We start from the raw sequence: 22,824 nt of genomic DNA, 5'->3' as shown, positions 1-22,824 counted from the left end.
ATGGACGCCTTCTACGCATCCGTCGAGCTGCTGCGCTATCCGCAGCTCAAGGGGAAGGCAGTGGTGATCGGCGGCGGGCGCAGGCGCGTGGACGAGGCCATCCGCAACCTGCCCGAAGGCGGCACGCTGGCCGACATTCCGGTGGAGGCCTTTCCGCTGTTGAAGGACTACACCGGCCGCGGCGTGATCACCACCGCCACCTACCCGGCGCGGCAGTTCGGCGTGGGCTCGGCGATGGGGCTCATGAAGGCGGCCAAGCTGTGCCCGCAGGCGATCATCCTGCCGGTGGACTTCGACGAGTACCGGCGCTATTCGCGCACCTTCAAGAAGATCATCCTGGAGGTCGCGCCGCTCATGGAAGACCGGGGCGTGGACGAGGTCTACATCGACTTCACCGACGTGCCAGGCGGCCAGCGCGAGGGCGGGCGCTCGCTGGCGCGGCTGCTGCAGAAGGCCATCTTCGACGCCACCGGGCTCACATGCTCCATCGGCGTGGCGCCCAACAAGCTCATTGCCAAGATGGCGAGCGAGTTCAACAAGCCCAACGGCATCTCTGTCGTCTACGAGGACGACCTGGAAAAGCTCATCTGGCCCCTGCCCTGCCGCAAGGTGAACGGCATCGGCCCCAAGGCCGACGAGAAGCTCAAGCGCTTCGGCATCGAGACCGTGGGCCAGCTCGCGGCGCGCGACCGCGACTGGCTCGTCGCCAACTTCGGCAAGGCCACCGGCGCGTGGATGCACGAGGTGTCATGGGGCCGCGACAGCCGCCCGGTGGTGACCGAGAGCGAGCCCGTGTCGATGAGCCGCGAGACCACCTTCGACCGCGACCTGCACGCGGTGCGCGACCGCGCCGAGCTGGGCGCGATCTTCACGCAGCTGTGCGAGCAACTGGCCGCCGACCTGCAGCGCAAGGGCTACGTGGGCAAGACCATCGGCATCAAGCTGCGCTACGACGACTTCAGGATCGCCACGCGCGACCAGACCATCGACCGCTTCACCGACGACGCGAAGACCATTCGCCAGACCGGCGGCCTGTGCCTGAAACGCGTGCCGCTGGAGCGCCCGCTGCGGCTGCTGGGCGTGCGCGTGGGCGCGCTGGCAAAGGCCGGCAGCCCCGAGGCGCTGGCCCCCGCCGGCTCCGGCGCGCACCGCGCGGCGGCCGAACCGGTGGCGACCACCGCTTCGCTCTTCTGAGTACGCGATGGTCCGACGCTGGCTGCGCCGCATCGCCTTCACGCTGCTGGGCTTCATTGCGCTGGTGGGCCTGTACGTGGCGACGGCCTGCGCGCTGGTGTTCTGGCCCGCCAACCCCGGTCCGCCGGAGAGCGCCAGGGCCGAAGTGCAGGCCTGGGTGCTGAGCAACGGCGTGCATACCGACTTCGTGTTTCCTGTGCGTTCCGCCACCATCGACTGGCCTCAGCTGTTTCCGCTTTCGGACTTCAAGGCGCCACCGCCCGACGCCGAGTTCATCGCCATCGGCTGGGGCGACCGCGAGTTCTACCTGAACACGCCCACCTGGGCCGACCTGACCGCATCGCGCGCGCTCGGCGCCCTGGCCGGCGGCAACCGCGCACTGCTTCATGTGAGCTACCTGCGGCGCAGCCAGCTCGGGCAAGGCGCCTTCGCGCTGCCGCTCACGCGGGCCCAGTACGCGCAGCTTGCCGCCTACGTGCGCGCCGCCTTGCCATCAGGCAAGGCCACGCCCATCGCAGGCGCGCATTACGACGACCAGGACGCCTTCTACGAGGCCGAAGGCGGCTACAACCTCTTCGAGACCTGCAACACCTGGACCGGCCGCGGCCTGCGAGGCTCAGGCGTCACCGTGAGTCGCTGGACGCCGTTCGACTTCACGGTGACGTGGCACCTGAAGCCGGCGCCGCCCGGCGCGATCCGGTAGAAGTCAGTAGAGGTGTGGCTCCTCGTCGATCACGCGCACCGGCGGCGTGCTCGCGAAGACGTCGAGCGCATGCGTGCGGTCCACGCACATGAGGTTGGTCACGCGCTTCTCCCAGGCCCAGTGATCCCATCCGTTGGTGCGCCGGTGCGTCACCACGCGCAGCCACTGGCCGGGCCGCAGTACACCCAGCGGTTGCGGCTGACCTGTGTGCCGCACCGCGCCGCCGTGCCACCAGCCGATGGCCATGCCGCCCGGCTGCGCGTGCCATTCATACCCCTGCTCGCGCAGCTGCTGCGCGTTCCATGACTTCCAGGCGGCCGGCGCGACGGGCTGGTTCTCGAACGCCCCGCCGTCGGAACGCAACGAGATCTCCTGCCACAGCACGCCGCCCGCAACGGGTAGCTGCAGCAACTGCGCCTCGAGCCCGGTGAGAGGCAGGCGCATCGGTGCCTGGTTGCGCCGCCTGCCGTGCTCCGCATCGCGCCCAGCCTTCGTCCAGAGGCAGCGGATGCTCTGCACGGCCAGCCACATGGCGGGATCGCCCGTCACGCTCAGGGCTTCGGCACCCCGCCCGACCACTTCGGCCAGTTCGCGACGATGTGGTCGACCACGCGGCTGCCCACCAGCTCGATGTTCTCCACCGTCTCCGCGAAGCCGCCGGCCGTCTCGCCCGGTGCAGGGTCCAGGTGCTGCAGCGTGGTTTCCTTGGGGTTGCCCTGGTCGAAGTTGACGGCGCCGCGCAGGCTCATCACGCGGTCGGTGCCGTGGGTGCGCTTGATGACGAGGGTGATGGCTGCGGCTTCCATCTCGGTGATGACGTAGTCGTCGGCGCCGTAGAGCTTGGCGATGTACTGCGCCTGCTTCGACATGCCGGGGCCGTGGAAGAAGGTGTCGCCGGTCATGTGGGTGCCGGTGCCGACGAAGGGGGCGCGGCGCGCGGCCGCGTCGGGGTAGCGCAGGCGGTACTTGCGGGCCGATTCGGAGTCTTTCAGGGGCGTGTCGGCCGAGAGCTTCATGGCCCAGCCCACGAGGTCGGGGTTGAGCCTGAAGCGGCGATATTCCTCATAGCCTTTGCGCGGCATGAAGGTGGGCTCGCCGGGCTTGTTCTCCTCGGGTGCCCAGCGGTGGCCGAGGTCGTAGTCGACCAGCCAGGTGGCCCAGCTCACCTCGCCGATGGTGCCGCGCGAGGGCGGCGTGCCTGCCACGCCGGAGATGACGTAGTAGCTCTGCGAGAAGTCGAACTGCGGGTTCAGCAGGATGGCCTGCATCGACGAAGACGAATTCACCTTGCCCATGCCCAGCACCGAGCCGCACACGCCATCGGCGTTGCAGTACACGGGCTGCAGCGCGCCGGGCACGGCGATGGGTTTGGCGTCCTTCCAGTAGCGCTCGTACCAGTGCTGGAACTCGCCGGCGCGGTCGCCGGTGTTCTTGCCGATCTCGAACATGGCGGCGACGAAGACCTTGACCTTCACGGGCGCGGCCGGAGCCTGCGCCGCGGCGGTCGTGGTGGAAGTGCTGGACGTGGAAGCACAGGCCGTGAAGAGCAGCGCCGCGGCGGGCACGGCCAGCCAGCGGGCGGCGAAAAGAGAAGACTTGGACGAACTCATTCTGAACCCCGGTGAGAGAGGAAAACTGCGGACAAGACGGAAGGACTGGAGCCGCAAGCGCCCGGCGCACCGCCGGCGCCTGCGGCGTCCTACACCCGGCGATTGTCGGTGCTGGCAAAAGCTCGGTGTACCGCCACCACGCAAGCCCCATGCCGGCCTCATCCTCTTCTTCGCCATCGAATCCCAAGCCTGCGTCGAAGCCGACGCCCATCGCCAACGGCCTGGTCTACGTGAACCCCGACATGCCCGGCATCCGCCGCCTCAAGCACGGCGACCGCTTCCGCTACCGCGACGCCCGCGGCAGGTGGGTGCGCGATACGGACGAACTCTCGCGCATCCGGATGCTGGCCATTCCGCCGGCCTACACCCAGGTGTGGATCTGTCCCCTGCCCAACGGCCACCTGCAGGCCACCGGCATCGACGCGCGGGGACGCAAGCAGTACCGCTACCACGCCGACTGGCGTTCGATGCAGGACGAGACCAAGTTCGAACGGCTCGAAGCCTTCGCGCTCGCGCTGCCGGGCATCCGCGCCCGCGTGGCGCGCGACCTGCGGCTGCCCCCGGGCCGCAAGGCGCCCGGCCGCGCGCAGGTGCTCGCGGCGCTGGTGCGCCTGCTCGACACCACGCTGCTGCGCGTGGGCAACGAGGAATACGCGAGCAGCAACGGCTCCTTCGGACTCACCACGCTGCGCACCCGGCACGCGGCGGTGAAGGGGCAGGCTCTCAGGCTGCGCTTTCGCGGCAAGAGCGGCGTGATGCATGAGGCCCAGCTGGACGATCCGCGCGTGGCGAAGGTGGTGCGGCAATGCCAGCAACTGCCTGGGCAGGCGCTCTTCCAGTACGTCGACGCCGGCGACGAAGGCAATGGCGAAGAAGGAGAACTGCGCGGCGTCTCCTCCACCGACGTGAACGACTACCTGGCCGAGGCCGCCGGCGGCGAGCGCTTCACCGCGAAGGATTTCCGCACCTGGCACGGCACGGTGCAGGCACTGGAACTCACCCGACTGGCCTGCGAGCCCGGCCGTACCGCCGCCGACGGCAGCCGCTACAGCGCCAGGGACATCCTGGGCGCCGTGGCCAAGCAACTGGGCAACACGCCCGCCGTGTGCAAGAAGGCCTACGTGCACCCGGCGGTGCTGGCCCTGGGCAGTGCCCTGTCGGACGGCGACGAGGCCACCGCCGCGCTGTTCGAGAAGATCGGCGGCAGCAACAAGGCGAGGCCCTCGCGCGGGCTCTACGCGGCGGAGCGCCGGCTGCTGTCGTTCCTGAAGGCGCACCGGCGCGGGCAACGGCGCACCGCCGCAGCCGCCGGAAGAAAGAGCGGGAAAACTCAGGTCCGCGTGGCGAGCACCAGGCGCACGCTGGCGGCATCGAGCGCCACCGCATAGCCCAGGTCTTCCGCGAGGTTCTGCAGCGCCACGGCGTCGATGGCCAGCGCGCGCGGCGCGCGGTGCGCGTCGAGCACGGCCTCGGTGGCACCCGGCTCGCGCGGCAGCGCCGTGAGCCGCAGCGCATTGGCGCCATCGGCCTCGATGCGGATGGTGCCCGCCTCGTCCGCGCCGTCATGCAGGTAGCCCATCGCGCCAAGGAACAGGTAGCGCAGGGCCGCCGCGGCGGGCCAGCGGTGCTCGTCGTCCGACGGGGTCAGCGACTCGTCGGTTTCGAGCGACACGCCGTGCAGGTCGAAGGCCGAGCGCATCAGCGTCACGCACTGGGACACCAGCGCGCTGCGGGTGATGCCGTCGTCGACGGTGGCCAGCTCCCAGTCGCGCAGCGAGCGGATCGCCTCCACCAGTTCGGAGACCTGGTTGTCGATCAGCCCCACCCGCTCCTCGCAGGCCGCGGCGTCGACGGTGGGGGCGCCGATCTGCCGCTTGAGCATCAGCAGCGCCATGCGGATCACCGAGACCGGGGCTGCCATGTCGTGCCGCAGGGCTGGCAGTGCGCGGGTGAGAAGTTCGTGGCGCACGCCGGCGGCAATCCAGCTGCGCGCACTTGGTGAGGATTTCATCGCGCGGCGGCCACGGGATTCGGGTTCAACATCGGCAGGATCAAGAGCAGCTTGCCTCCAGAAACGATCTGGTAACAAGTATGAAGTACACGCCCGCCCACAGGTGTAGGAGGGTGCCTACCGTGATTGCGCCCCTCAGCGGGGCGGCCATTGGCTGCAGCCGCGCCTTTTCGCGGAGTTCAGGGCTCGGACTCAGGGCTTGCCGAGGTAGGCGCGCACGTCCTTCACCTCGACGCCCGCCGCCGCGATGGCCGAGCGCAGCTGTGCCTCGGTCACGCCCAGCGTCTGGGTCCAGTAGCGCACCTCGTGCGCCTCGTTCACGTTGATGCGGGCGGCATCCTGCGGTCCGCGCTTGGTCAGGTCATCGGCCATGGTGTGTTTCCTGTGTTTGCTTTGCAGAAGGCTTCACCTTGAGACGCCCGCGCGGCTCCTTCTGGCGGACGGCGGCGCACCCGCTTGCAGGAAAAATCCGAGGCGGCCCGGTTGGAGATGTCCGGAAGCGGCGCGCCGCCGCCCGTGCCTGCCCTTAGCTTCGGGCCACACCAACTGCCGCTGCGCACGAAATGACACCCGAACAGAACAAGCAAGCTGTCGCCGACGCATGGAAAGCCTTCGCGAGCCGCGACCGGCAGCGCATCGAGGCCGTCTTCACCGAAGACGCCGAATGGCTCGCGCCCCGGGGCAACGCGACCGCGGTGGCGCTCGGCGTGCCCGACCACATGATCGGACCCGCCGCCATCGCGCGCTTCCTGGCCGAGGACTTTCCGAGGCTCTTCGTCGCCGACGTGGCCGTGAGCTTCTCGCACCTCTGGTGCGATGGCGACACCGTGATCCTCGAGGAGCGCATTCAGGCACGCTGGCCGGCGGCAAGCCCTACGACAACGACTACTGCTTCGTCTTCGAGCTGCGCGAAGGCCGCATCGCCCGCATGCGCGAGTACATGGACACGCGCAAGGGGCACGCGGCGATCTTCGGCTGAGCGGGTCAGCCGGCGGCCGGCACGCAGCGCGCCCGCAGCTCTCGCTTGAGCAGCTTGCCGTTGGCCGTGGTCGGCATCGCGTCGATCAGCTCGATGCGCGCGGGGCGCTTGTAGGGCGACAGGTTTTCGGCCAGGTGCGCGCGCAGCGCCGCCTCGTCGAGCGTCGCGCCCGGCTTCGGCTCGATGAAGGCGACCACCTGCTCGTTGCCGTCGGCCTCGGGCACGCCGATGACCGCGCACAGGTGCACGCCCTCGAAGCGGCCGATGACCGCCTCGATCTCCGCCGGGTACACGTTGAAGCCAGAGCGGATGATCATTTCCTTCAGCCGCCCGACCACGAAGAGCGCGCCGTCCTCGCCGAAGCGCCCCAGGTCGCCGGTGGCGTACCAGCCGCCGGGGCGCATCACCTGCGCGGTGGCGGCCGCGTCGCGGAAGTAGCCGAGCATGAGGCCGGGGCCGCGCAGCCAGATCTCGCCGGTGTCGCCCTGGGCCACGTCGTTGCCTTCGGGGCCGACGATGCGCGCCTCGCCGCCTTCCACCGCATGCCCGGCGGAGGTATCGCTGCGCGGAGCCTCGGTGCGCGTGAGAAACACCGAGCCCGCGTACTCCGACAGCCCGTAGCCGTAGTGCAGCGGCTGCCCGAAGAGCCGCTCCACGCGCTGCTTGAGCGCAGGATCGAGCGGCGCCGAGCCTGTGTAGACATAGCGCAGGTGTGGAAAGCGCGGCACCGCATGCTCGGCCTCGATGTGCGCGAGCAGCCGCGCATACATCGTCGGCGGGCCGAGCAGGTTCGACACCTGCTCCTGCGCCAGCGCCCGCAGCACGTCGGCCGGCGAGAAGCTGCCGCGCAGCACCAGCGACGCGCCCCCGGTGAGCGCGGCCATCAGCACCGTGCCGATGCCGAAGATGTGCGTCATCGGCAGGAAGGCGTAGACGCGGTCGCGCCCTTCCAGCGCGCGAATCCGCGCCGACACGCGCCCGAAGTGCAGCAGGCCGCGGTGCGACACCATCACGCCCTTGGGCGTGCCCGAGGTGCCGGAGGTGAAGATGATGGCGGCCGTGTCGGCCAGCGCCGGGTCGGGTTCGGGGCGCGCGTCTTCGCGGGTGACCGAGCGCATCACGCCCTCCAGCGAAGTCTGCTTCGCACCGGCGCCGTGCGCGTGCCTTGCGGCGGCTTCGGATGCGACGGTCGTGTAGCAGCACAGGCGCGCGTCGGCACGCTCGGCGATGGCCGCGATCTCGCCCGGCGACATGCGCGCATTCACGCCGCAAGACCACGCGCCCACGCGGCTGCAGGCCATGATGAGCGCGATGTGCGCGGCGCAGTTCTCCGCCACCAGCAGCACGCGGTCGGTCGGCCGCACGCCGGCGTCCAGCAGGTCCTGCGTGGCGGCGTCGGCCATGGACTGCAGTTGCGCATAGGTCGTCGTGCCGCCGGGCTCATGGAGAAACACTGCGTCGGGCGTGCGCGCCGCGCGCTCTTCGAGCAGATGGTGGATTCTCTGCATGCTCACTCGGCCTCGATGCCCTTGGACGCCGTCGCCCACAGCTGCCGGTCGGCCTTGCCCTTGGTCGCCAGCACCTCGGGCGCGCCCGACCAGACGTCGTAGCCCTGCTCGCGCAGACGGTTCGCGATGTCCTCGCGCGCCAGCATCCTGCGCGCGGCGGCGTTCATGCGCGCGACCAGCGCCGGCTCCATGCGCGCCGGCCCGTACAGGCCGAACCAGCCGCCCACGTCGTAGCCGGCCACGCCCGACTCGACCATCGTCGGCACATCCGGCAGCATGCGGTTGCGCTGGCGCGAGGTGACGGCCAGCGCGCGCACCTTGCCCGACTGGATGAAGGGCTTGGAGGTCGCGATGATGTCGAACATCATGGTCACGGTGCCGGCCATCACGTCGGCGAGTGCCGGTGCGCTGCCCTTGTAGGGCACGTGCGTGAGCTGCACGCCGGCCATCTTCTCCAGCAGCGCGCCGCTCAGGTGATTGGAGGCGCCCACGCCCGCCGAGCCGTAGAACACCTTGCCCGGCCGCGCCTTCGCATAGGCCAGCAGCTCGGCCACGCTGCGCACCGGCACATCGTTGTTGATGACCAGCACGTTGGTGTAGTCCACCAGCGGTGCGATGGGCGCGAGGTCCTTCATCGGGTCGAAGGCCATGTGGCGCTGCACGTTGGGGTTGATGGTGATTGTCGGACTCGCGCCGAAGAAGAGCGTGGCGCCATCGGGCGCGGCCTTGGCGACCGCGTCGCCGCCCAGAGAACCGCTGGCGCCGGGGCGGTTGTCCACGATCACCTGCGTGCCCAGCTCCTGGCTCAGCGCGGGCGCCAGCAGGCGCGCCGCGCCGTCCACCGGGCCGCCGGCCGAATAGCCGACCACCAGCTTGACGAGCGATGGCAATGGCTGCTGCGCGAACACGCGCGAAGGCAATGCGGCCAGCGCCGCGCTGCCCGCCAGCGCGGACACGATGTGGCGGCGCGAGAAGTGGATCGATGTCATGAGCGTTGTCTCCTGTTTTGAATTCTTCGACGCCCTCGTTCAGCCCGGAAGGTCCAGCACCTGGCGAGCGAGGATGTTGCGCTGTATCTCGTTGGTGCCGCCGTAGATCATTGCGGCGGTGGAGCCGATGAGCGGCGAGAGCACGTTGAAGGTCTGGCCGTCGAGCACCTGGTCGCCGGCCACTGCCCCCTGCTCCTCGCCCGCCTCGACCAGCAGCGCGCCGATGCGGTGGTAGGTCTCGCTCGCCCATATCTTCAGCAGCGACACCGAAGCCGGCAGCGGCCTGCCCGCGCGCACGATGTTCGCGAAGCCGGTGTAGGCGGCCGAGAGGTCGAACACGTCGAGCCGCAGCGCCGCGAAGCGCTGTGCGAACACCGGGTCGGCGAACAGCCGCCGCGCCTGCGCCAGCCGCGCAAGCTGCCCCAGCGCGTACTGCGACTGCTTGGGGCTGCCGAGGAAGATGCGCTCGAAACCCAGCAGCGCCTTCGCGATCGTCCAGCCGCCGTGCAGCTTGCCCACGAGGTTCTCGGCCGGCACGCGCACGTTGTCGAAGAACACTTCGCAGAACTCCGGCTCGCCCGCCAGTGTGTGGATCGGACGGATGGTGATGCCCGGCGTGCGCAGGTCGCACAGCAGGAAGCTGATGCCCTCCTGCTTGCGCGCGTCCTTGTCGGTGCGCACCAGCATGAAGATGTGGTTGGCGTCCTGCGCGAGCGTGGTCCAGATCTTCTGGCCGTTGACCACGAAATGCTCGCCCTGCGCGTCGCGCGCCGGCATCGCCTCGGTGCGCAGGCCCGCGAGGTCGGAGCCGGCGTTGGGCTCCGAGTAGCCCTGGCACCACACATGCTCGCCGCTGAGGATGCGCGGCAGGAAGCGCTGCTGCTGTTCCTGAGTGCCGTGCTGGATCAGGAGCGGCCCGATCATCACGATGCCCTGGTCGGGTGCACGGGCCACGCCGTACTGCTCCAGCTCCTCGATCCACGCGATGAGCTTGTCTGCAGGCAGGCCCATGCCGCCGTGCGACCGAGGCCATGCGGGCGCGATCCATCCCTGCGCCGAGAGCGTGAGATACCACTCGCGCATCTCGCTCCAGCGTGCGCGGTGCGAGAGGTAGCGCAGCTGCTGCGGATAGCGCTGCTGCAGGAAGGCGCGCACCATGCGGCGGAAGTCGGTCTCGGGCATCGAAGACCAGTCGGTGGTGCGCGGGAACTCGCCGCTCCACTCGGCCACGCCCGGCGCGGGCTCCGCATCGCCCGACAGCACGGCATGCCTGCGTTGATGCGCGCTCGCGTTGCCCAGCCATGCCGAGAGACACAGCACGCGCTTGTAGAACAGGCTCAGGTCGCACTCCTGCGTGTAGCCGATGGCGCCATGCAGCTGCACCGACGCGCGCGAAGCCTGCAGCGCGGCGGCGGTGCAGCGCGCGTTGGCACGGCTGGCCTCGGCCTCCAGCCGCTGCGCCGGCAGGCCCTGCGCGGCCAGCCCGAGCACCTCGTCCAGCGTGGCCTTCGCCACTTCGAGGTGGATGAACATGTCGACGCAGCGATGCTGCAGCACCTGGAAGCTGCCGATGGGCTTGCCGAACTGCGAGCGCGTGCGCAGGTAGGCCAGGGTCTGCGCGAGCATGGCCTGCCCCGCGCCCAGCAGCTCGGCCGACTGCAATATCTGGCCCGCCGCAAGCGCATGGCGCAGCGCCTCCTGCGCGGCCGGCCCCTCGGCCAGCACCGCGCCGGCCGGCAGCGCGACCTGCTCGAAGCGCAGGTTCGAGGCCTGGCTGCCGTCGATCAGCGGCACGGGCGTCTCGCAGACGCCGGCCGTGCCGCGCGGCACCCACAGCAGCACGGCATCGTCGTCGCCACGCGCGGACACCAGCCAGCCGCTGGCGGCCGCGCCGGGCAGCACCATGAGCTTCTCGCCCTGCAGCAGCACGCCGCCCCCGGGTCGGGACTCGCAGCCGCAGGCCAGCGGCACCGCGCTCAGGTCGCCCGCGCTCTCCTGCCAGGCCAGCGCGGGCAGGCTGCGGCCCGCGACCAGCTCGGCGAGCAGCGCATCCGCGGCAGGCGTGCCCAGCCGGGCCAGCAGCAGCGCGCCGAGGCCGGCCACGGCCAGCAATGGCTCGGGCGCGGCATGCTCGCCCGCCGCGCGGAAAATCTCGGCCGCGCCGTCGAGCCCCAGCGCGAGGCCCCCGGCCGATTCGGGCGCCAGCATGCCGGGCCAGCCGAGCGCGGCAACGTCCTGCCAGCCCTCGGCCTCGTCGCCGTCCGGGTGCTCGATGCGCCCGCGCCGCCGCTGGAGGGCGCGGCTGCGGTTGAAGTAGTCGAGCGCCGATTCGCGCACCGCCGAAAGTGATTCAAGGTCCATCGCCGCAGCGTGCCCCAAGACTTCGCCAGGCGGCATTTGCATTTGCCGAAGGGAGGGTTTCGCAATCTGAGAGCCGCCCCGCGCGTACGCGGGCTAGATTCGCTCCATGACCACCAAGATCAAGAAATCCCTGCACACGGAACTGGGCCACAGCACACCCGACAGGATCACCGTGCGCGGACGCGACCTGCCCTCGGAGATCCTCGGCCACCTCAACCTGGGCGACATGGCCTTCCTCGAATTGACCGGGCGCATTCCCACGCCGCAGGAGTCGGTGACCTTCAACGCCATCGTCGTCACGCTGGTGGAGCACGGCGTCACGCCAAGCGCGCTGGCCGCGCGCCTCACCTACGCAGGCGCGCCCGAGGCGCTGCAGGCGGCCGTGGCGGCGGGCCTGTGCGGGCTGGGCACGGTGTTCGTCGGCAGCACCGAGGGCGCCGCCAGGATGCTCTACGAGGCCATTCCCTTCGGCGAGAAGCCCTCGCGCCCGCTGGCCGACATGGCGAAGGACATCGTGGCCGACCACCGCGCGCGCAAGCTGATCGTGCCGGGGCTGGGCCACCCGCTGCACAAGCCCATCGATCCACGCACGCCGCGGCTCTTCCAGATCGCGGCGGAGAACGGGCTTTCCACGCACTACGTCGCGCTGATGCAGGCCGTGCAGGAAGAGGCCGAGCGCGTCTCGGGCAAGTCGCTGCCGATCAACGCGACAGGTGCCATCGGCGCGATCGCGGCCGAGTTCGGCTTTCCCTGGAAGATCATCCGCGGGTTCGGCGTGATGGCGCGCGCCATCGGCCTCGTGGGCCACATCCTGGAGGAGATCGACGACCCGATGGCCATCGAGATCTGGCAGCGCGTGGAAAAAGAAGCGGGCGGCCCCCGCCGGGATTGAGCAGAAATCAATGAACAACGCCAACGACAAGAACTTTCCCGACATCCGCGATGCGGTGCGCGGCCTGTGCGCGCAGTTTCCCGACGCCTACTTCCGCAAGGTCGACGAGGCGCGCGGCTACCCCGCCGACTTCGTCGACGCGCTCACCAGGGCCGGCTGGATGGCCGCGCTGATTCCGCAGGAGTACGGCGGCTCGGGCCTGGGCCTGACCGAGGCCTCGGTGATCATGGAAGAAATCAACCGCTGCGGCGGCAACTCCGGCGCCTGCCATGGCCAGATGTACAACATGGGCACGCTGCTGCGCCACGGCAGCGAGGCGCAGAAGCGCGCCTACCTGCCGAAGATCGCCAACGGCGAACTGCGCCTGCAGTCCATGGGCGTGACCGAGCCCACCACCGGCACCGACACGACGAAGATCAAGACCACCGCCGTGAAGAAGGGCGACCGCTACGTCGTCAACGGCCAGAAGGTATGGATCTCGCGCATCCAGCACTCCGACCTGATGATCCTGCTGGCGCGCACCACGCCGCTGCCGGATGTGAAGAAGAAGTCGGAGGGCATGTCGATCTTCATCGTCGACCTGCGCGAGGCCATCGGCAAGGGGCTGGAGGTGCGGCCCATCCTGAACATGGTCAACCACGAGACCAACGAGCTGTTCTTCGAGAACCTGGAGATCCCGGCCGAGAACCTGATCGGCGAGGAAGGCCAGGGCTTCAAGTACATCCTCGACGGGCTGAACGCAGAGCGCACGCTGATCGCAGCCGAGTGCATCGGCGACGGCTACTGGTTCATCGACCGGGTCACGAAGTACACGAAGGAGCGCGTGGTGTTCGGCCGGCCCATCGGCCAGAACCAGGGCGTGCAGTTCCCCATCGCCGAGTCGTTCATCGAGGTGGAGGCAGCGAACCTCATGCGCTACGAAGCGTGCCGCCTCTTCGACGCGCACCAGCCCTGCGGCGCGCAGGCCAACATGGCGAAATACCTTGCGGCCAAGGCGAGCTGGGAGGCCGCCAACGCCTGCCTGCAGTTCCACGGTGGCTTCGGCTTCGCCTGCGAATACGACATCGAGCGCAAGTTCAGGGAGACACGGCTCTACCAGGTGGCGCCGATCTCGACGAACCTGATCCTGAGCTACGTGGCGGAGCACATGCTCGGCCTTCCCCGTTCCTTTTGACCAACCCCCAGGCTGCGCGCACTTCGTGTCGCTTCGCCAACCCCCTTGCAGGGGGCAACGCCTGCGGCCCGGCAAAGCCGGTTCCGCGGCATTCCACGAAAGGATCATTCATGACATCCACCGCTGGCGATCATCCGAGCAAGGTGCTCGCCACCTTCGCCGCCGAACTGAAGTTCGACGCCATCCCCACCCCCGTGCTGCGCCGCACCGAGGACCTGATGCTCGACTGGCTGGGCTCCGTGCTCGCCGCGCGCACGGCGCGGCCGGTGCGCAACATCGAGCGCTTCGCGCAGATGATGGGCCCCGCCGACGGGCCCAGCGAGCTGCTGACCTCGCGGCGCACGACCTCGCCGGTATTCGCGGCGCTGGTCAACGCGGCGGCTTCGCACTTCGTGGAGCAGGACGACGTGCACAACGGCTCCGTCTTCCACCCGGCCGCAGTCGTCATCGCGCCTGCACTGGCGGTGGCGCAAAGCATCGGCGCGAGCGGCGCGCAGCTGCTCACGGCGGTGGTCGCGGGCTATGAAGTCGGAATCCGGGTCGGTGAATTCCTCGGCCGCTCGCACTACAAGACCTTCCACACGACCGCGACGGCGGGCACGCTCGCGGCCGCAGCAGCCGTGGGCCGGCTGCTGGAACTCACGCCGCAGCAGATGCTGCACGCCTTCGGCTCGGCCGGCACGCAGTCGGCCGGTGTGTGGGAATTTTTGCGCGACGCGGCTGACTCGAAGCAGCTGCATTGCGCGCACGCAGCGGCCAGCGGCCTGATGTCGGCCTACCTCGCGCAGGACGGCTTCACCGGCGCCGCGAAGATCCTCGAAGGCGCGCAGGGGCTGGGCGTGGGCATGTCCAGCGACGCCGACCCGGCGAGGCTCACCGACGGCCTGGGCACGCGCTGGACGCTGGCCGAGACCTCCTTCAAGTACCACGCTTCCTGCCGCCACACCCACCCGGCCGCCGACGCGCTGCTGCAGGTGATGACACAGAACAAGCTGAAGCCCGCCGACGTGTCGCGCGTGACCACGCACGTGCACCAGGGCGCCATCGACGTGCTGGGCCGCGTGGACGTGCCCGCCACGGTGCACCAGGGCAAGTTCTCGATGGGCACGGTGCTGGGCCTGATCGCGGTGCACGGCCGCGCGGGCCTGGGCGAGTTCGACCGCGACTTCCTCGCGCCCGAGGTCTCGGCCTTCCGCGAGAAGGTAACGATGCAGCTCGACGAGGAGGTCGACACCGCCTACCCCGCGCGCTGGATCGGCAAGGTCAGCGTGCAGACCGCCGACGGCCGCACGCTGCACGGTCGCGTGGACGAGCCCAAGGGTGACCCCGGCAACAGCCTGAGCCGCGCCGAGATCGAGGACAAGATGCAGCGCCTCGCGCACTACGGCGAAGGCGCCACGGCCGAGGAAGCCAGGGCGCTGTGCCAGCGCGTCTGGCAGCTGGCCGACACGCCGCGCGTGGGGCGCTGGCTGGCCTGAAGGCCTTCAGGCCGGTGCAGTCCAGGCGAAGAGCCGGCCGCAGCCCGGCGAGCGCGCATCGAGCCCCGCGGTGCGCGCCAGGTCCCAGAAGCCGGCGGGCGAGCTGGACACCACGGGCACCTGAAGGCGCTCCTCCACCTCGCGCACCGCGTCGAGCGTGACCAGCCCGCCGCAGGAGATCAGGATGCCGTCGGCGCCCGGCTGCGCCTCGAACACCTTCACGCACAGTTCCACCAGCGCCCTGGTGGGCACCTTGCCCACGGCCTGCACGTCGGAGATGGAAAGGCCCTCGAGCGCCAGCGGCTCGAAGTCGCTTTGCTGCAGATAGCCGCGCAGCTGCGCGTTGACCTCGTCGATGTAGGCCGTGGCCACCGCGACGCGCCGCACCTTCAGGTGGCGCAACCCGTTGACGATGGCATTGCTCATGGTCGTGCAGGGCAGGCCGGTGGCGCGCGCCATCTCGATCTCGAGTTGGCGGTTGAAGGCCGCGCCGCGGAAGAAGCTCAGCGAAGTGCCCATGAGCGAGATCGCGGAAACGCCCTCTTCCTTGAGCGCAACGGCCTTCGCGACCACGAAGTCGATGACGTCCAGATAGCCGCGCGTGGAGATTTCTCCCAGGCCCAGCCCGCGCGCGCTGAAGCGGATGCGCTCGCCGTAAAGCAGCGGCCCGTCCACCGGCACGGCGCCTGCCGCCGGCGGCACGATCAGGCCCAGATGAGGCTGCGCCATGCTCAGCTCCCCTCGGCCACGATGTGCTGCTCGGCGATGATCTTCTTCCACCGCGAGGTCTCCGCCGCCATGTCCTTGCCGAGCTGGGCCGGCGTGGCGTACGCGCGCAACGTGCCCTGCGCGGCGGCCGCGGCGCCGGCCTCGGGCGTGTCGAGCACCGACTTCACCGCGGCCGAGAGCTTGTCGACGATGTCGTTGGGCGTACCGGCCGGCGCCAGCACGAAGATGCGCGGCGCCACGTCGAAGCCCGGCAGGGCATCGGCCAGCGGCGGCACGCTCTCGGCGCCCTCGAGCTTTGCGGTGTTCATCATCGCCAGCGCGCGCAGCTTGCCCGCCTTGGCCTGCGCCATGCCGGCGGTGGCACTCACCACGCCGATCGGAATCTGGCCACCGATCACGTCGGGCACGATCTGCGCGGCGCCGCGGTACGGCACGTGCACCACGGGGCTGCCGGTGGCCTGCTTGAGCATCTCGAAGCCCAGGTGCTGCACCGTGCCCACGCCCGAGGTGGCGTACGAGTAGCGCGAGGCGTTGGCCTTGAGCTCCTTCACCAGCTCGGCCGGCGTCTTCGCGGGAAAGTCGTTGCCGGCCACGATCATCAGCGGCGAAATGAAGGCCCCGGCCACCGGCTTGAAGCTGGTGAGCGGGTCCAGCGCGATCTTCGGCTGCAGCAGCTTGGCGGCGAGCAAGGCGCTGTCGCCCATCATCAGCGTGTAGCCGTCGGGCGGCGCCTTGGCGACGAAGTCGGCGGCGATGAGCCCGGTGGCGCCGGTGCGGTTCTCCACCAGCACCTGCTGGCCCAGCACGTTCGACAGCCGCGTGCCGAGCAGGCGCGCCACCGCGTCGACACCACCGCCGGCCGAATAGCCGACGATGAGGCGGATGGGCTTGTCGGGGTACTTCTGGGCCTGGGCCCAGGCGGCGGGCGCCACGAGGGCACCGATGAGTCCGAGGGCGGCCATCGCGCGCAATGCATGGCGGCGCGCGGGTGGTCGAATCGCTTGTGTGGCTTTCATCATGTCTCCGTTGTCTGTATCGGACGCCGGCCGTCTGTCGCGGCCCGGTCGTTTGGGAAGAAAGTGTGGCTCAGGCCTTGCCCTTGCCGTGCGAGGTCGGCAGCTTCGCCAGCTCGCGCACGCGCTCGGCATTGGGCGCGAAGCCCAGGCCCGGCGTCTCGGGCAGCGTGAGCCAGCCCTGCTCGGGCACCGGCAGGCCGTCGAAGATCTGCTTGAGCATCTGCACCGCCACGTAGTGGTACTCGACGAGGCCGCCGTTCGACACACCCGCGTGCAGGTGCATGTTGTGGAAGGGCCAGGCGCCGCCGTTGTCAATGGGCACGTTGAAGGCCTGCGCCATGCCCGCGATCTTCAGCACCTGCGAGTAGCCGCCCGAGATGGTCACGTTGGGCTGCAGCACGTCGGCCGCCTGGTTCACCAGCAGGTCGCGGAAGCGGAAGGCCAGGCCCTCGTTCTGGCCGCACGCCAGCGGGATGCGGGTGCGCGAGCGCAGCTGGGCCATCTGGCGCACGTCGTTCTGCGTGAGCGGCTCCTCGAAGAAGCTGATGCCGTAGGGCTCGATGCGGTGCGCCAGTTCGGTGGCGTGGAACAGGTCGAGGCCGCAGTTGGCGTCGACGTAGAGCTTGACGTCGGGGCCCACGGCCTCGCGCACGGCGGCGACGCGGCGCACGTCTTCCGCGATGACTTCGTCGAGCGGGCGCGGCTCGTCGCGGCGCGCGAGCGCGTGGTTGCCCACGGTCATCTTCAGCCGCTGGAAGCCCTGCGACACCCACAGCTTCGCGGCGGCGGCGAGCTGGTCGCGCTCGAAGAAGCCGAAGCCGAAGGTGGCGTACACCGGCACCTTCGCGCGTGCGCCGCCCAGCAGGCGCCACAGCGGCTGGCCGAGCGCGCGGGCCTTGATGTCCCACAGCGCGATGTCGAGCGCGGCGATGGCGTGGCTGGCGTAGCCGGTCTGGCCGCGCGGCGAGAGCAGCCAGTAGAGCTTCTCCCACAGGCGCTCGGTGGCCATCGGGTCCTCGCCGATCAGCGCGGGGCCCGCCACCTCGCGCACGGCGGCGGCGATGATTTCTTCTTCCGTGATGGCCGTCATGCCGTGGCCGACGAGGCCGGTGTCGGTCTCGATCTCGGTGAGGCACAGCGACAGCGAGGTCTGCTTGTTCATGCCGACCACGTCGATGGTGACGGGAATGTTCAGCGGCGTGGCGCTGACGCGAACGATCTTCAAGTGTGTCTCCTTTGTTGGAGCGCGCATCTTTGCGCGCGCGCCGCCGGAGAACAATTCGTTTTTGGCGGGAGCGAGGCTTCGCGCGGCGCGAAGCCTCGACGGATGCGGTGCCTCAGTCTGGCAGGCCGAGATGCTCCAGCACCGAGCGCGCGGCCACCGTCAGCTCCTGCTGCCTGCGCACGCACAGCAGGTGGCGCCTGTTGGCCCAGGGCGCGTCGAGCTTCAGGCAGCGCAGCTTCAGTATCTGCAGCTGCGGCAGGATGGCCGCATAGGGCAGCACGCCGATGCCCGCGCCCTGCTCCACCATGCGGCAGACCATGTCGAAGCTGCCCACCTGCATGCGCACCTTCAGCGGCACGCCGGCCTCCAGCGCCGCCGACAGCAGCACCCGGTGCAGCGCCGTGCCTTCGCGCACCACGATGTGGTCGTGGCTCAGCACCTCGTCGACGCCGATGCGCCTGCGCCGCGCGAGCGGATGGTCGCGCGCCACCACCACGGCCAGCTCGTCGGTGCGGTAGGGCAGGCATTCGAGGCCTTCGGCGGGCGTGTTGCCCTCGATCACGCCGATGTCGGCGAGGCCCGCCTGCACCGCCTTCACCACCTCGGTGCTGGCCCGCTCCTGCAGGTCGATCTTCAGCACCGGGTGCAGCCGCAGGAAGGAGCCGATCTGCGCCGGCAGGAACTGCGCGATGGTCGACGCATTGGCCGTGATGCTGACCACGCCGGCCACGCCGTTCTGGAAGTCGTCGAGCTCGGCGCCCAGCCGGTCCATGGCCGAGAGCACGGCGCGCGCATGCAGCAGCAGCCCGTGGCCCGCCGAGGTGAGCGTGACGCCGCGCGCATGCCGCACCAGCAGCGGCAGCCGCGCGCGTGCCTCGAGGTCGGAGATGCGCTTGCTGGCCGCCGCCAGCGCGATGTGGCAGCGCTTGGCGCCTTCGCTGATGCTGCCGTGGTCCGCCACGGCCACGAACAGGCGCAGCGACTTCAGGTCGGCCGACATGCGCCCCCGTCGTTCAGGTTTTTCGAGGAGCCGATGTATCGCCCACGATGCGCTCGCTCGCCACGGCCGAGGTCGGGAACACCGCGGAACCGGCTTTGCCGGGCCGCAGGTGTTGCCCCCTGCAAGGGGGTTGGCGAAGCGACACGAAGTGCGCGAAGCCTGGGGGTGAGCCTCATGACGCGACGAGGTGGTCGAAGAGCTCTCGTGCGGAGGCCGGCAGCTGCTCGCGGCTGCGCGCGATCAGCTTCAGCTCGCGCTCGGCCCAGGCGTCGCTGAGCGCCACGGTCGAGATGCGCATGGCCATCGAAAGCCGCTGCGCCGACGACGCCGGCAGCACTCCGACGCCCACGCCCGCCTCGATCATCAGGCAGATGGCCTCGAAGCTGCTGACCTGGATGCGCGGGTTGAAGCCGCGCCCCGCGAGCTCGGCCCTGCGCTGCAGGAAGCGATGGATGGCGCTGCCGTGGTGCAGGCCCACGTGCTGCTCGTCGAGCGTGTCGGCAAAGGCCACCGATGGCACGCCCGCGAGGCGGTGCTTGGTCGGCACCACCAGCACGAGCTGGTTGCTGCCGAAGGGCTGCGCATCGAAGTCGCCCGTGTGCACGTCGCCCGCGAGGATGCCGATGTCGGCCTCGCCGTCAGCCACCGCGCGCACGATCTCCTCGCTGAGGTATTCGCGCAGGTCGACCTGCACGGCCGGATGCTGCGTGAGGAAGCCCGCCAGCTTCTGCGGCAGGTATTCGGTGATGGAGGTGGTGTTGGCGAACACCCGCACGTGGCCCTTGATGCCCTTGCCGAAGTCCTGCATGTCGCAGCGCAGGTGCTCCATCTGCTGCATCACGCGCTTGGCGTGATAGAGCACGGCCTGCCCCGCCGCCGTGAGGCTCACGCCCTGCGCGCTGCGGTGCAGCAGCTTGCCGCCCACGGCCTCTTCCATCTGCTTGATGCGCGTGGAGGCGGCGGCCAGCGAGATGCAGGCCTTCTCCGCGCCGCGCGTGAGGCTGTGCGCGTCCGCCACGTAGACGAACAGTTTCAGGTCGAACAGGTCGAAGTGCAGGTTCACCGGGCGCCGGTATCAAGGAGAAGGCGAAACGCGCATTGTCCGGCGAATGAGGCCGCTCGCCGCCCTGTGCGGGTTTGTCCTCAGACCGGGTCCCAGCTGAACACGTCCGCCGAGCGGTCGAGCTCGAAGAAGCTGGCGCGCATCGCCGGCATGGCGTGCTCGGCGATGCTCTGCGGCGTCCAGCCCTCGGAGCGGTGGATGGAGCGCACCGGCCGCGGCTGGCTGATGAGCGAGATCTCGTTGTTGCGCACCGAGAAGATCTGCCCATTGACCGCCGCCGCGGCATCGCTCGCAAGGTAGACGGCCAGCGGCGCGACCTTGGCGGGCGTCATCTGCTTGATCTTGTCGACGCGGGCGCGCTGCTCGTCGGTGTCGGTGGGAATCGCGCCGATCATGCGGCTCCAGGCGAAGGGCGCGATGCAGTTGGAGCGCACGTTGAATTTCTGCATGTCCAGCGCGATCGACTTCGACAGCGCCACGATGCCGAGCTTGGCCGCCGCGTAGTTGGCCTGGCCGAAGTTGCCGATGAGGCCCGAGGTGGAAGTCATGTGCACCAGCGCGCCCGACTCCTGCTCCTTGAAGTGCGTGGCGGCCGCTCGGCTCGTGAAGTACGCGCCGTACAGGTGCACCTTGAGCACCGAATCCCATTCGTCGACCGACATCTTGTGGAAGAAGCGGTCGCGCAGGATGCCCGCGTTGTTCACCACGGCGTCGATGCGCCCGAAGCTCTCGACTGCACATTCGACGATGCGCGCCGCGCTCGCGGCATCGGCCACGCTGTCGGTGCTGGGCACGGCCTGCCCGCCGGCCGCGCGGATCTCGTCGACCACCTGCTGCGCGGGGCCGGCGCTGCCCCCGGCGCCATCAAGCGCCGCGCCGATGTCGTTGACCACCACCTTCGCACCATGCGCCGCCATCGCCAGCGCGATGTCGCGCCCGATGCCGCCGCCCGCGCCGGTGACGACGACCACTTTTCCTTCAACCATGCTTGCCTCTGCTTCAGATGTTCGTTCGCCCGCGGGGTCGCGGGCGAAATCCAGAATGCCACAGGGCGGGTTGGAGCGGGTTTCGGGTTTCCGAAGAGGGGCTTCGGCCGGGCCCGGCCTGCTTACTGCCGCGCGGTCCGGATATTCGGTGGCAGCGCCTGCGGCCAGCTCGTGCGGAAGGGGTTGATGTCGAGCCCGCCGCGGCGCGTGTAGCGAGCGTACACCGCGAGCTTGTTCGGCTTGCAGCGGGTCCAGATGTCCGTGAACATGCGCTCGGCGCAGGGCTCGTGGAACTCGTTGTGGTTGCGGAAACTGACGATGTACGCGAGCAGGCCAGCCTGGTCGATGGGCGGGCCGCTGTAGCGGATTTGCACGCTGCCCCAGTCGGGCTGGCCGGTGACGAGGCAGTTGCTCTTGAGCAGCCGGCTGGTGAGCGTTTCGTTGACGGGCGCCTGCGTGGCGTCGCTGCTCAGCAGCTCGGGCGCGGGCTGGTAGTGGCTGCACTCGATGTCGAGGCGGTCGAGGTCGAGGCCGTCGAGCTCGTGCACCGGCTCGCGGTCGAACATGTCGGGTGCGAGCAGCGTCACGCCGATGGTGGCCTGCTGGTCGCTGCCGCGCCATGCGGCCTCCGACAGGTCGGCGCGCAGGCGCTCGCGCACCGCGTCGACGCTCGCGAACTGGCTGTTGTTGAAGCTGTTGAGGTAGAGCTTGAAGCTCTTGCTCTCGATGATGTTGGGCGTCTCGCAGGGAATGGTGAAGTGCGCGATGGCCAGCTGCGGCTTGCCGCGCAGGTTGAGCCAGCTCACCTCGAAGGCGCTCCAGAGGTCGGCGCCGAAGAAGGGCAGCGCACCGGCCTTGATGCCCATGGCCTCGCGCTGCGTGGCGCGCGCGATGGGAAAGAGCAGCGTGGGGTCGTAATGGTCGGCGTAGGCCGAGGCGCGGCCCAGCTGCGACTGCTCGGGCGTGTTCGGGTTGTGTGGGCTGTGCGGATCGTGGCTCATGGTCTTGCTGTGTCTCGGGCATCGGCCGCGTGTGCGAACGGTGCGATGTGGCGGGCGAGGATGTTGCACACCTCGGGCGGCAGGTCGTGGCCCATGCCGGGAACGGAAACGAACTTCGAGCCCGGGATGCGCCGGGCCGTGTCTTCGCCGCAGGCGATGGGCACGAGCGCGTCGGCCTCGCCGTGCAACACCAGCGCGGGCGACTGGATGCGCGGCAGCAGCGCGGGGCGCTCGTCGTCGGCGCCGATGGCGAGCATCTGCCGCATCAGGCCGGCCGGGTGGTAGGAGCGGCGCATGCTGAAGACGAGCCGCTCGGAGAGCTCTTCGTCGGTCTGCGGATAGGCCGGGCTCTGGATGAGCCGCAGCAGCCGGATGCTGTGCGCGACCAGCGCGGCTTCGTCGCGGCCCATCGGCCGGCGCATGAGCATGGCCGCGACCTCGCGGCGCGGGCCGGGCAGGCCGCGCGCCCCGCTGGAGCTCATGATGCTCACGAGGCTGGCCGTGCGCTGCGGCGCGGCGGCAGCGATGCGCTGGGCGATCATGCCGCCCATGGAGGCGCCGACGATGTGGGCCCTTTCGATGCCGAGCGCGTCGAGCACGCCGAGCGAATCGAGGGCCATGTCCTGCAGCGTGTAGGGCGAGCGCACCTTCAGGCCGAGGCGATGACGGATGGTCTCCCACACGATGTTGCCCACGCCCGCATGGTCGAAGCCCTGGCTCAAACCGATGTCGCGGTTGTCGTGGCGCACCACGCGGAAGCCCGCGTCCACCAGCTGCTGCACGAAGGCCGTCGGCCACGCGACGAGCTGCATGCCCAGGCCCATGATGAGCAGGATGACGGGGCGACCCTCGCCCCCCGTGTCGCCGACCTCGATCTGCAGCCCGTTGGCGGTGACTTTCATCGA

At 69.8% G+C, this 22,824-nt stretch carries 22 protein-coding genes; 7 read left to right on the top strand and 15 right to left on the bottom strand.

Going from position 1 to position 22,824, the window contains the following annotated elements; translation table 11 throughout:
* Together dinB and ABL844_RS07420 are read left to right on the top strand one after the other, a co-directional pair.
* The gene (gene dinB, locus ABL844_RS07425; protein WP_221297428.1) at positions 1-1,194 is read left to right on the top strand and encodes a DNA polymerase IV; all 1,194 of its coding nucleotides are present in this window, start codon (positions 1-3) and stop codon (positions 1,192-1,194) included.
* Positions 1,195-1,201: 7 nt separating this feature from the next.
* Positions 1,202-1,897 carry a TIGR02117 family protein gene (locus tag ABL844_RS07420; RefSeq protein ID WP_418130893.1) on the top strand — a complete coding sequence of 232 codons (696 nt, stop codon included), beginning with the start codon at positions 1,202-1,204 and terminating at the stop codon, positions 1,895-1,897.
* Between the two features lie 3 nt (positions 1,898-1,900).
* Here ABL844_RS07420 and ABL844_RS07415 read toward each other — a convergent pair whose 3' ends face one another.
* Both ABL844_RS07415 and ABL844_RS07410 read right to left on the bottom strand, forming a co-directional pair.
* The gene (locus ABL844_RS07415) at positions 1,901-2,446 is read right to left on the bottom strand and encodes a hypothetical protein (RefSeq protein WP_418130892.1); all 546 of its coding nucleotides are present in this window, start codon (positions 2,444-2,446) and stop codon (positions 1,901-1,903) included.
* Positions 2,447-2,448: 2 nt separating this feature from the next.
* Positions 2,449-3,507, bottom strand: a complete 1,059-nt coding sequence (locus ABL844_RS07410) for a purine-nucleoside phosphorylase (protein ID WP_418124909.1) — start codon at positions 3,505-3,507, stop codon at positions 2,449-2,451.
* 149 nt (positions 3,508-3,656) lie between these two features.
* Between ABL844_RS07410 and ABL844_RS07405 the strand changes: the two genes are divergently transcribed.
* Positions 3,657-4,895: a DNA topoisomerase IB gene (locus tag ABL844_RS07405; protein WP_184635357.1), complete on the top strand. Its 1,239-nt coding sequence runs from the start codon at positions 3,657-3,659 to the stop codon at positions 4,893-4,895.
* Here ABL844_RS07405 and ABL844_RS07400 read toward each other — a convergent pair.
* Together ABL844_RS07400 and ABL844_RS07395 are read right to left on the bottom strand one after the other, a co-directional pair.
* Positions 4,838-5,518, bottom strand: a complete 681-nt coding sequence (locus ABL844_RS07400; protein ID WP_418124906.1) for a hypothetical protein — start codon at positions 5,516-5,518, stop codon at positions 4,838-4,840. The genes ABL844_RS07405 and ABL844_RS07400 overlap by 58 nt on opposite strands.
* Before the next feature lie 192 nt (positions 5,519-5,710).
* Positions 5,711-5,890 (bottom strand): DUF3606 domain-containing protein, encoded by a 180-nt coding sequence (locus ABL844_RS07395; protein WP_126023219.1) that lies wholly within the window; start codon positions 5,888-5,890, stop codon positions 5,711-5,713.
* A gap of 191 nt (positions 5,891-6,081) precedes the next feature.
* Between ABL844_RS07395 and ABL844_RS07390 the strand changes: the two genes are divergently transcribed.
* Complete coding sequence (locus ABL844_RS07390; protein WP_418130891.1) at positions 6,082-6,546, top strand: nuclear transport factor 2 family protein; 465 nt, start codon at positions 6,082-6,084, stop codon at positions 6,544-6,546.
* Here ABL844_RS07390 and ABL844_RS07385 read toward each other — a convergent pair.
* Genes ABL844_RS07385 through ABL844_RS07375 form a run of 3 tightly spaced genes read right to left on the bottom strand, consistent with a single transcriptional unit; the run spans position 6,503 to position 11,355 of the window.
* A complete protein-coding gene (locus ABL844_RS07385) occupies positions 6,503-8,005 on the bottom strand; it encodes a class I adenylate-forming enzyme family protein (protein ID WP_418130890.1) in 1,503 nt (500 codons plus the stop codon). The two genes, ABL844_RS07390 and ABL844_RS07385, sit on opposite strands and share 44 nt — an antisense overlap.
* 2 nt (positions 8,006-8,007) lie before the next feature.
* A complete protein-coding gene (locus ABL844_RS07380) occupies positions 8,008-8,994 on the bottom strand; it encodes a Bug family tripartite tricarboxylate transporter substrate binding protein (protein ID WP_418130889.1) in 987 nt (328 codons plus the stop codon).
* Between the two features lie 39 nt (positions 8,995-9,033).
* Positions 9,034-11,355, bottom strand: a complete 2,322-nt coding sequence (locus ABL844_RS07375; RefSeq protein ID WP_418130888.1) for an acyl-CoA dehydrogenase — start codon at positions 11,353-11,355, stop codon at positions 9,034-9,036.
* A 106-nt stretch (positions 11,356-11,461) separates the two neighbouring features.
* On the opposite strand from ABL844_RS07375, the gene ABL844_RS07370 reads away from it, so the two are divergent.
* From ABL844_RS07370 to ABL844_RS07360, 3 genes are all read left to right on the top strand, one after another.
* Complete coding sequence (locus ABL844_RS07370; RefSeq protein ID WP_418130887.1) at positions 11,462-12,247, top strand: citryl-CoA lyase; 786 nt, start codon at positions 11,462-11,464, stop codon at positions 12,245-12,247.
* Positions 12,248-12,257: 10 nt separating this feature from the next.
* A complete protein-coding gene (locus tag ABL844_RS07365) occupies positions 12,258-13,421 on the top strand; it encodes an acyl-CoA dehydrogenase family protein (protein ID WP_418130886.1) in 1,164 nt (387 codons plus the stop codon).
* Between the two features lie 110 nt (positions 13,422-13,531).
* Positions 13,532-14,899 carry an MmgE/PrpD family protein gene (locus tag ABL844_RS07360; RefSeq protein ID WP_418130885.1) on the top strand — a complete coding sequence of 456 codons (1,368 nt, stop codon included), beginning with the start codon at positions 13,532-13,534 and terminating at the stop codon, positions 14,897-14,899.
* A gap of 6 nt (positions 14,900-14,905) precedes the next feature.
* Here the strand turns inward: ABL844_RS07360 and ABL844_RS07355 are convergent, their stop codons facing one another.
* The 8 genes from ABL844_RS07355 to ABL844_RS07320 form a co-directional block, all read right to left on the bottom strand.
* Positions 14,906-15,628 (bottom strand): aspartate/glutamate racemase family protein, encoded by a 723-nt coding sequence (locus ABL844_RS07355; RefSeq protein ID WP_418130884.1) that lies wholly within the window; start codon positions 15,626-15,628, stop codon positions 14,906-14,908.
* Between the two features lie 2 nt (positions 15,629-15,630).
* On the bottom strand, positions 15,631-16,644 hold the full coding sequence (locus ABL844_RS07350; RefSeq protein ID WP_184635339.1) for a Bug family tripartite tricarboxylate transporter substrate binding protein: 1,014 nt from the start codon (positions 16,642-16,644) through the stop codon (positions 15,631-15,633).
* Between the two features lie 70 nt (positions 16,645-16,714).
* On the bottom strand, positions 16,715-17,869 hold the full coding sequence (locus tag ABL844_RS07345) for a mandelate racemase/muconate lactonizing enzyme family protein (RefSeq protein ID WP_418130883.1): 1,155 nt from the start codon (positions 17,867-17,869) through the stop codon (positions 16,715-16,717).
* Positions 17,870-17,981: 112 nt separating this feature from the next.
* A complete protein-coding gene (locus tag ABL844_RS07340) occupies positions 17,982-18,869 on the bottom strand; it encodes a LysR family transcriptional regulator (protein ID WP_126023208.1) in 888 nt (295 codons plus the stop codon).
* 172 nt (positions 18,870-19,041) lie between these two features.
* Positions 19,042-19,932, bottom strand: coding sequence for a LysR substrate-binding domain-containing protein (locus ABL844_RS07335; protein ID WP_184635335.1), 891 nt, complete (start codon positions 19,930-19,932; stop codon positions 19,042-19,044).
* Between the two features lie 80 nt (positions 19,933-20,012).
* A complete protein-coding gene (locus tag ABL844_RS07330) occupies positions 20,013-20,918 on the bottom strand; it encodes an SDR family NAD(P)-dependent oxidoreductase (RefSeq protein WP_418130882.1) in 906 nt (301 codons plus the stop codon).
* A 122-nt stretch (positions 20,919-21,040) separates the two neighbouring features.
* Positions 21,041-21,919: an NADPH-dependent 7-cyano-7-deazaguanine reductase QueF gene (queF, locus tag ABL844_RS07325; RefSeq protein ID WP_418130881.1), complete on the bottom strand. Its 879-nt coding sequence runs from the start codon at positions 21,917-21,919 to the stop codon at positions 21,041-21,043.
* Positions 21,916-22,821, bottom strand: a complete 906-nt coding sequence (locus ABL844_RS07320) for an alpha/beta fold hydrolase (protein ID WP_418130880.1) — start codon at positions 22,819-22,821, stop codon at positions 21,916-21,918. Before ABL844_RS07320 ends, queF begins: the two co-directional genes overlap by 4 nt.
* Positions 22,822-22,824: the final 3 nt, after the last annotated feature.

Origin of the sequence: Variovorax sp. 278MFTsu5.1, from assembly GCF_048305045.1 — a bacterium.
Taxonomy (GTDB): Bacteria; Pseudomonadota; Gammaproteobacteria; order Burkholderiales; family Burkholderiaceae_C; genus Variovorax; species Variovorax guangxiensis.
Note: the sequence above shows the minus strand (reverse complement) of the source record. Positions and strands in the feature narration are given on the sequence as shown.

Excerpts from the sequence above, each read along its gene's own strand:
- dinB (WP_221297428.1), top strand. The coding sequence starts at position 1 with ATGGACGCCTTCTACGCATCCGTCGAGCTGCTGCGCTATCCGCAGCTC.
- ABL844_RS07420 (WP_418130893.1), top strand. The coding sequence starts at position 1,202 with ATGGTCCGACGCTGGCTGCGCCGCATCGCCTTCACGCTGCTGGGCTTC.
- ABL844_RS07410 (WP_418124909.1), bottom strand. The coding sequence starts at position 3,507 with ATGAGTTCGTCCAAGTCTTCTCTTTTCGCCGCCCGCTGGCTGGCCGTG.
- ABL844_RS07405 (WP_184635357.1), top strand. The coding sequence starts at position 3,657 with ATGCCGGCCTCATCCTCTTCTTCGCCATCGAATCCCAAGCCTGCGTCG.
- ABL844_RS07400 (WP_418124906.1), bottom strand. The coding sequence starts at position 5,518 with ATGAAATCCTCACCAAGTGCGCGCAGCTGGATTGCCGCCGGCGTGCGC.
- ABL844_RS07395 (WP_126023219.1), bottom strand. The coding sequence starts at position 5,890 with ATGGCCGATGACCTGACCAAGCGCGGACCGCAGGATGCCGCCCGCATC.
- ABL844_RS07390 (WP_418130891.1), top strand. The coding sequence starts at position 6,082 with ATGACACCCGAACAGAACAAGCAAGCTGTCGCCGACGCATGGAAAGCC.
- ABL844_RS07385 (WP_418130890.1), bottom strand. The coding sequence starts at position 8,005 with ATGCAGAGAATCCACCATCTGCTCGAAGAGCGCGCGGCGCGCACGCCC.
- ABL844_RS07380 (WP_418130889.1), bottom strand. The coding sequence starts at position 8,994 with ATGACATCGATCCACTTCTCGCGCCGCCACATCGTGTCCGCGCTGGCG.
- ABL844_RS07375 (WP_418130888.1), bottom strand. The coding sequence starts at position 11,355 with ATGGACCTTGAATCACTTTCGGCGGTGCGCGAATCGGCGCTCGACTAC.
- ABL844_RS07370 (WP_418130887.1), top strand. The coding sequence starts at position 11,462 with ATGACCACCAAGATCAAGAAATCCCTGCACACGGAACTGGGCCACAGC.
- ABL844_RS07365 (WP_418130886.1), top strand. The coding sequence starts at position 12,258 with ATGAACAACGCCAACGACAAGAACTTTCCCGACATCCGCGATGCGGTG.
- ABL844_RS07360 (WP_418130885.1), top strand. The coding sequence starts at position 13,532 with ATGACATCCACCGCTGGCGATCATCCGAGCAAGGTGCTCGCCACCTTC.
- ABL844_RS07355 (WP_418130884.1), bottom strand. The coding sequence starts at position 15,628 with ATGGCGCAGCCTCATCTGGGCCTGATCGTGCCGCCGGCGGCAGGCGCC.
- ABL844_RS07350 (WP_184635339.1), bottom strand. The coding sequence starts at position 16,644 with ATGAAAGCCACACAAGCGATTCGACCACCCGCGCGCCGCCATGCATTG.
- ABL844_RS07340 (WP_126023208.1), bottom strand. The coding sequence starts at position 18,869 with ATGTCGGCCGACCTGAAGTCGCTGCGCCTGTTCGTGGCCGTGGCGGAC.
- ABL844_RS07330 (WP_418130882.1), bottom strand. The coding sequence starts at position 20,918 with ATGGTTGAAGGAAAAGTGGTCGTCGTCACCGGCGCGGGCGGCGGCATC.
- queF (WP_418130881.1), bottom strand. The coding sequence starts at position 21,919 with ATGAGCCACGATCCGCACAGCCCACACAACCCGAACACGCCCGAGCAG.
- ABL844_RS07320 (WP_418130880.1), bottom strand. The coding sequence starts at position 22,821 with ATGAAAGTCACCGCCAACGGGCTGCAGATCGAGGTCGGCGACACGGGG.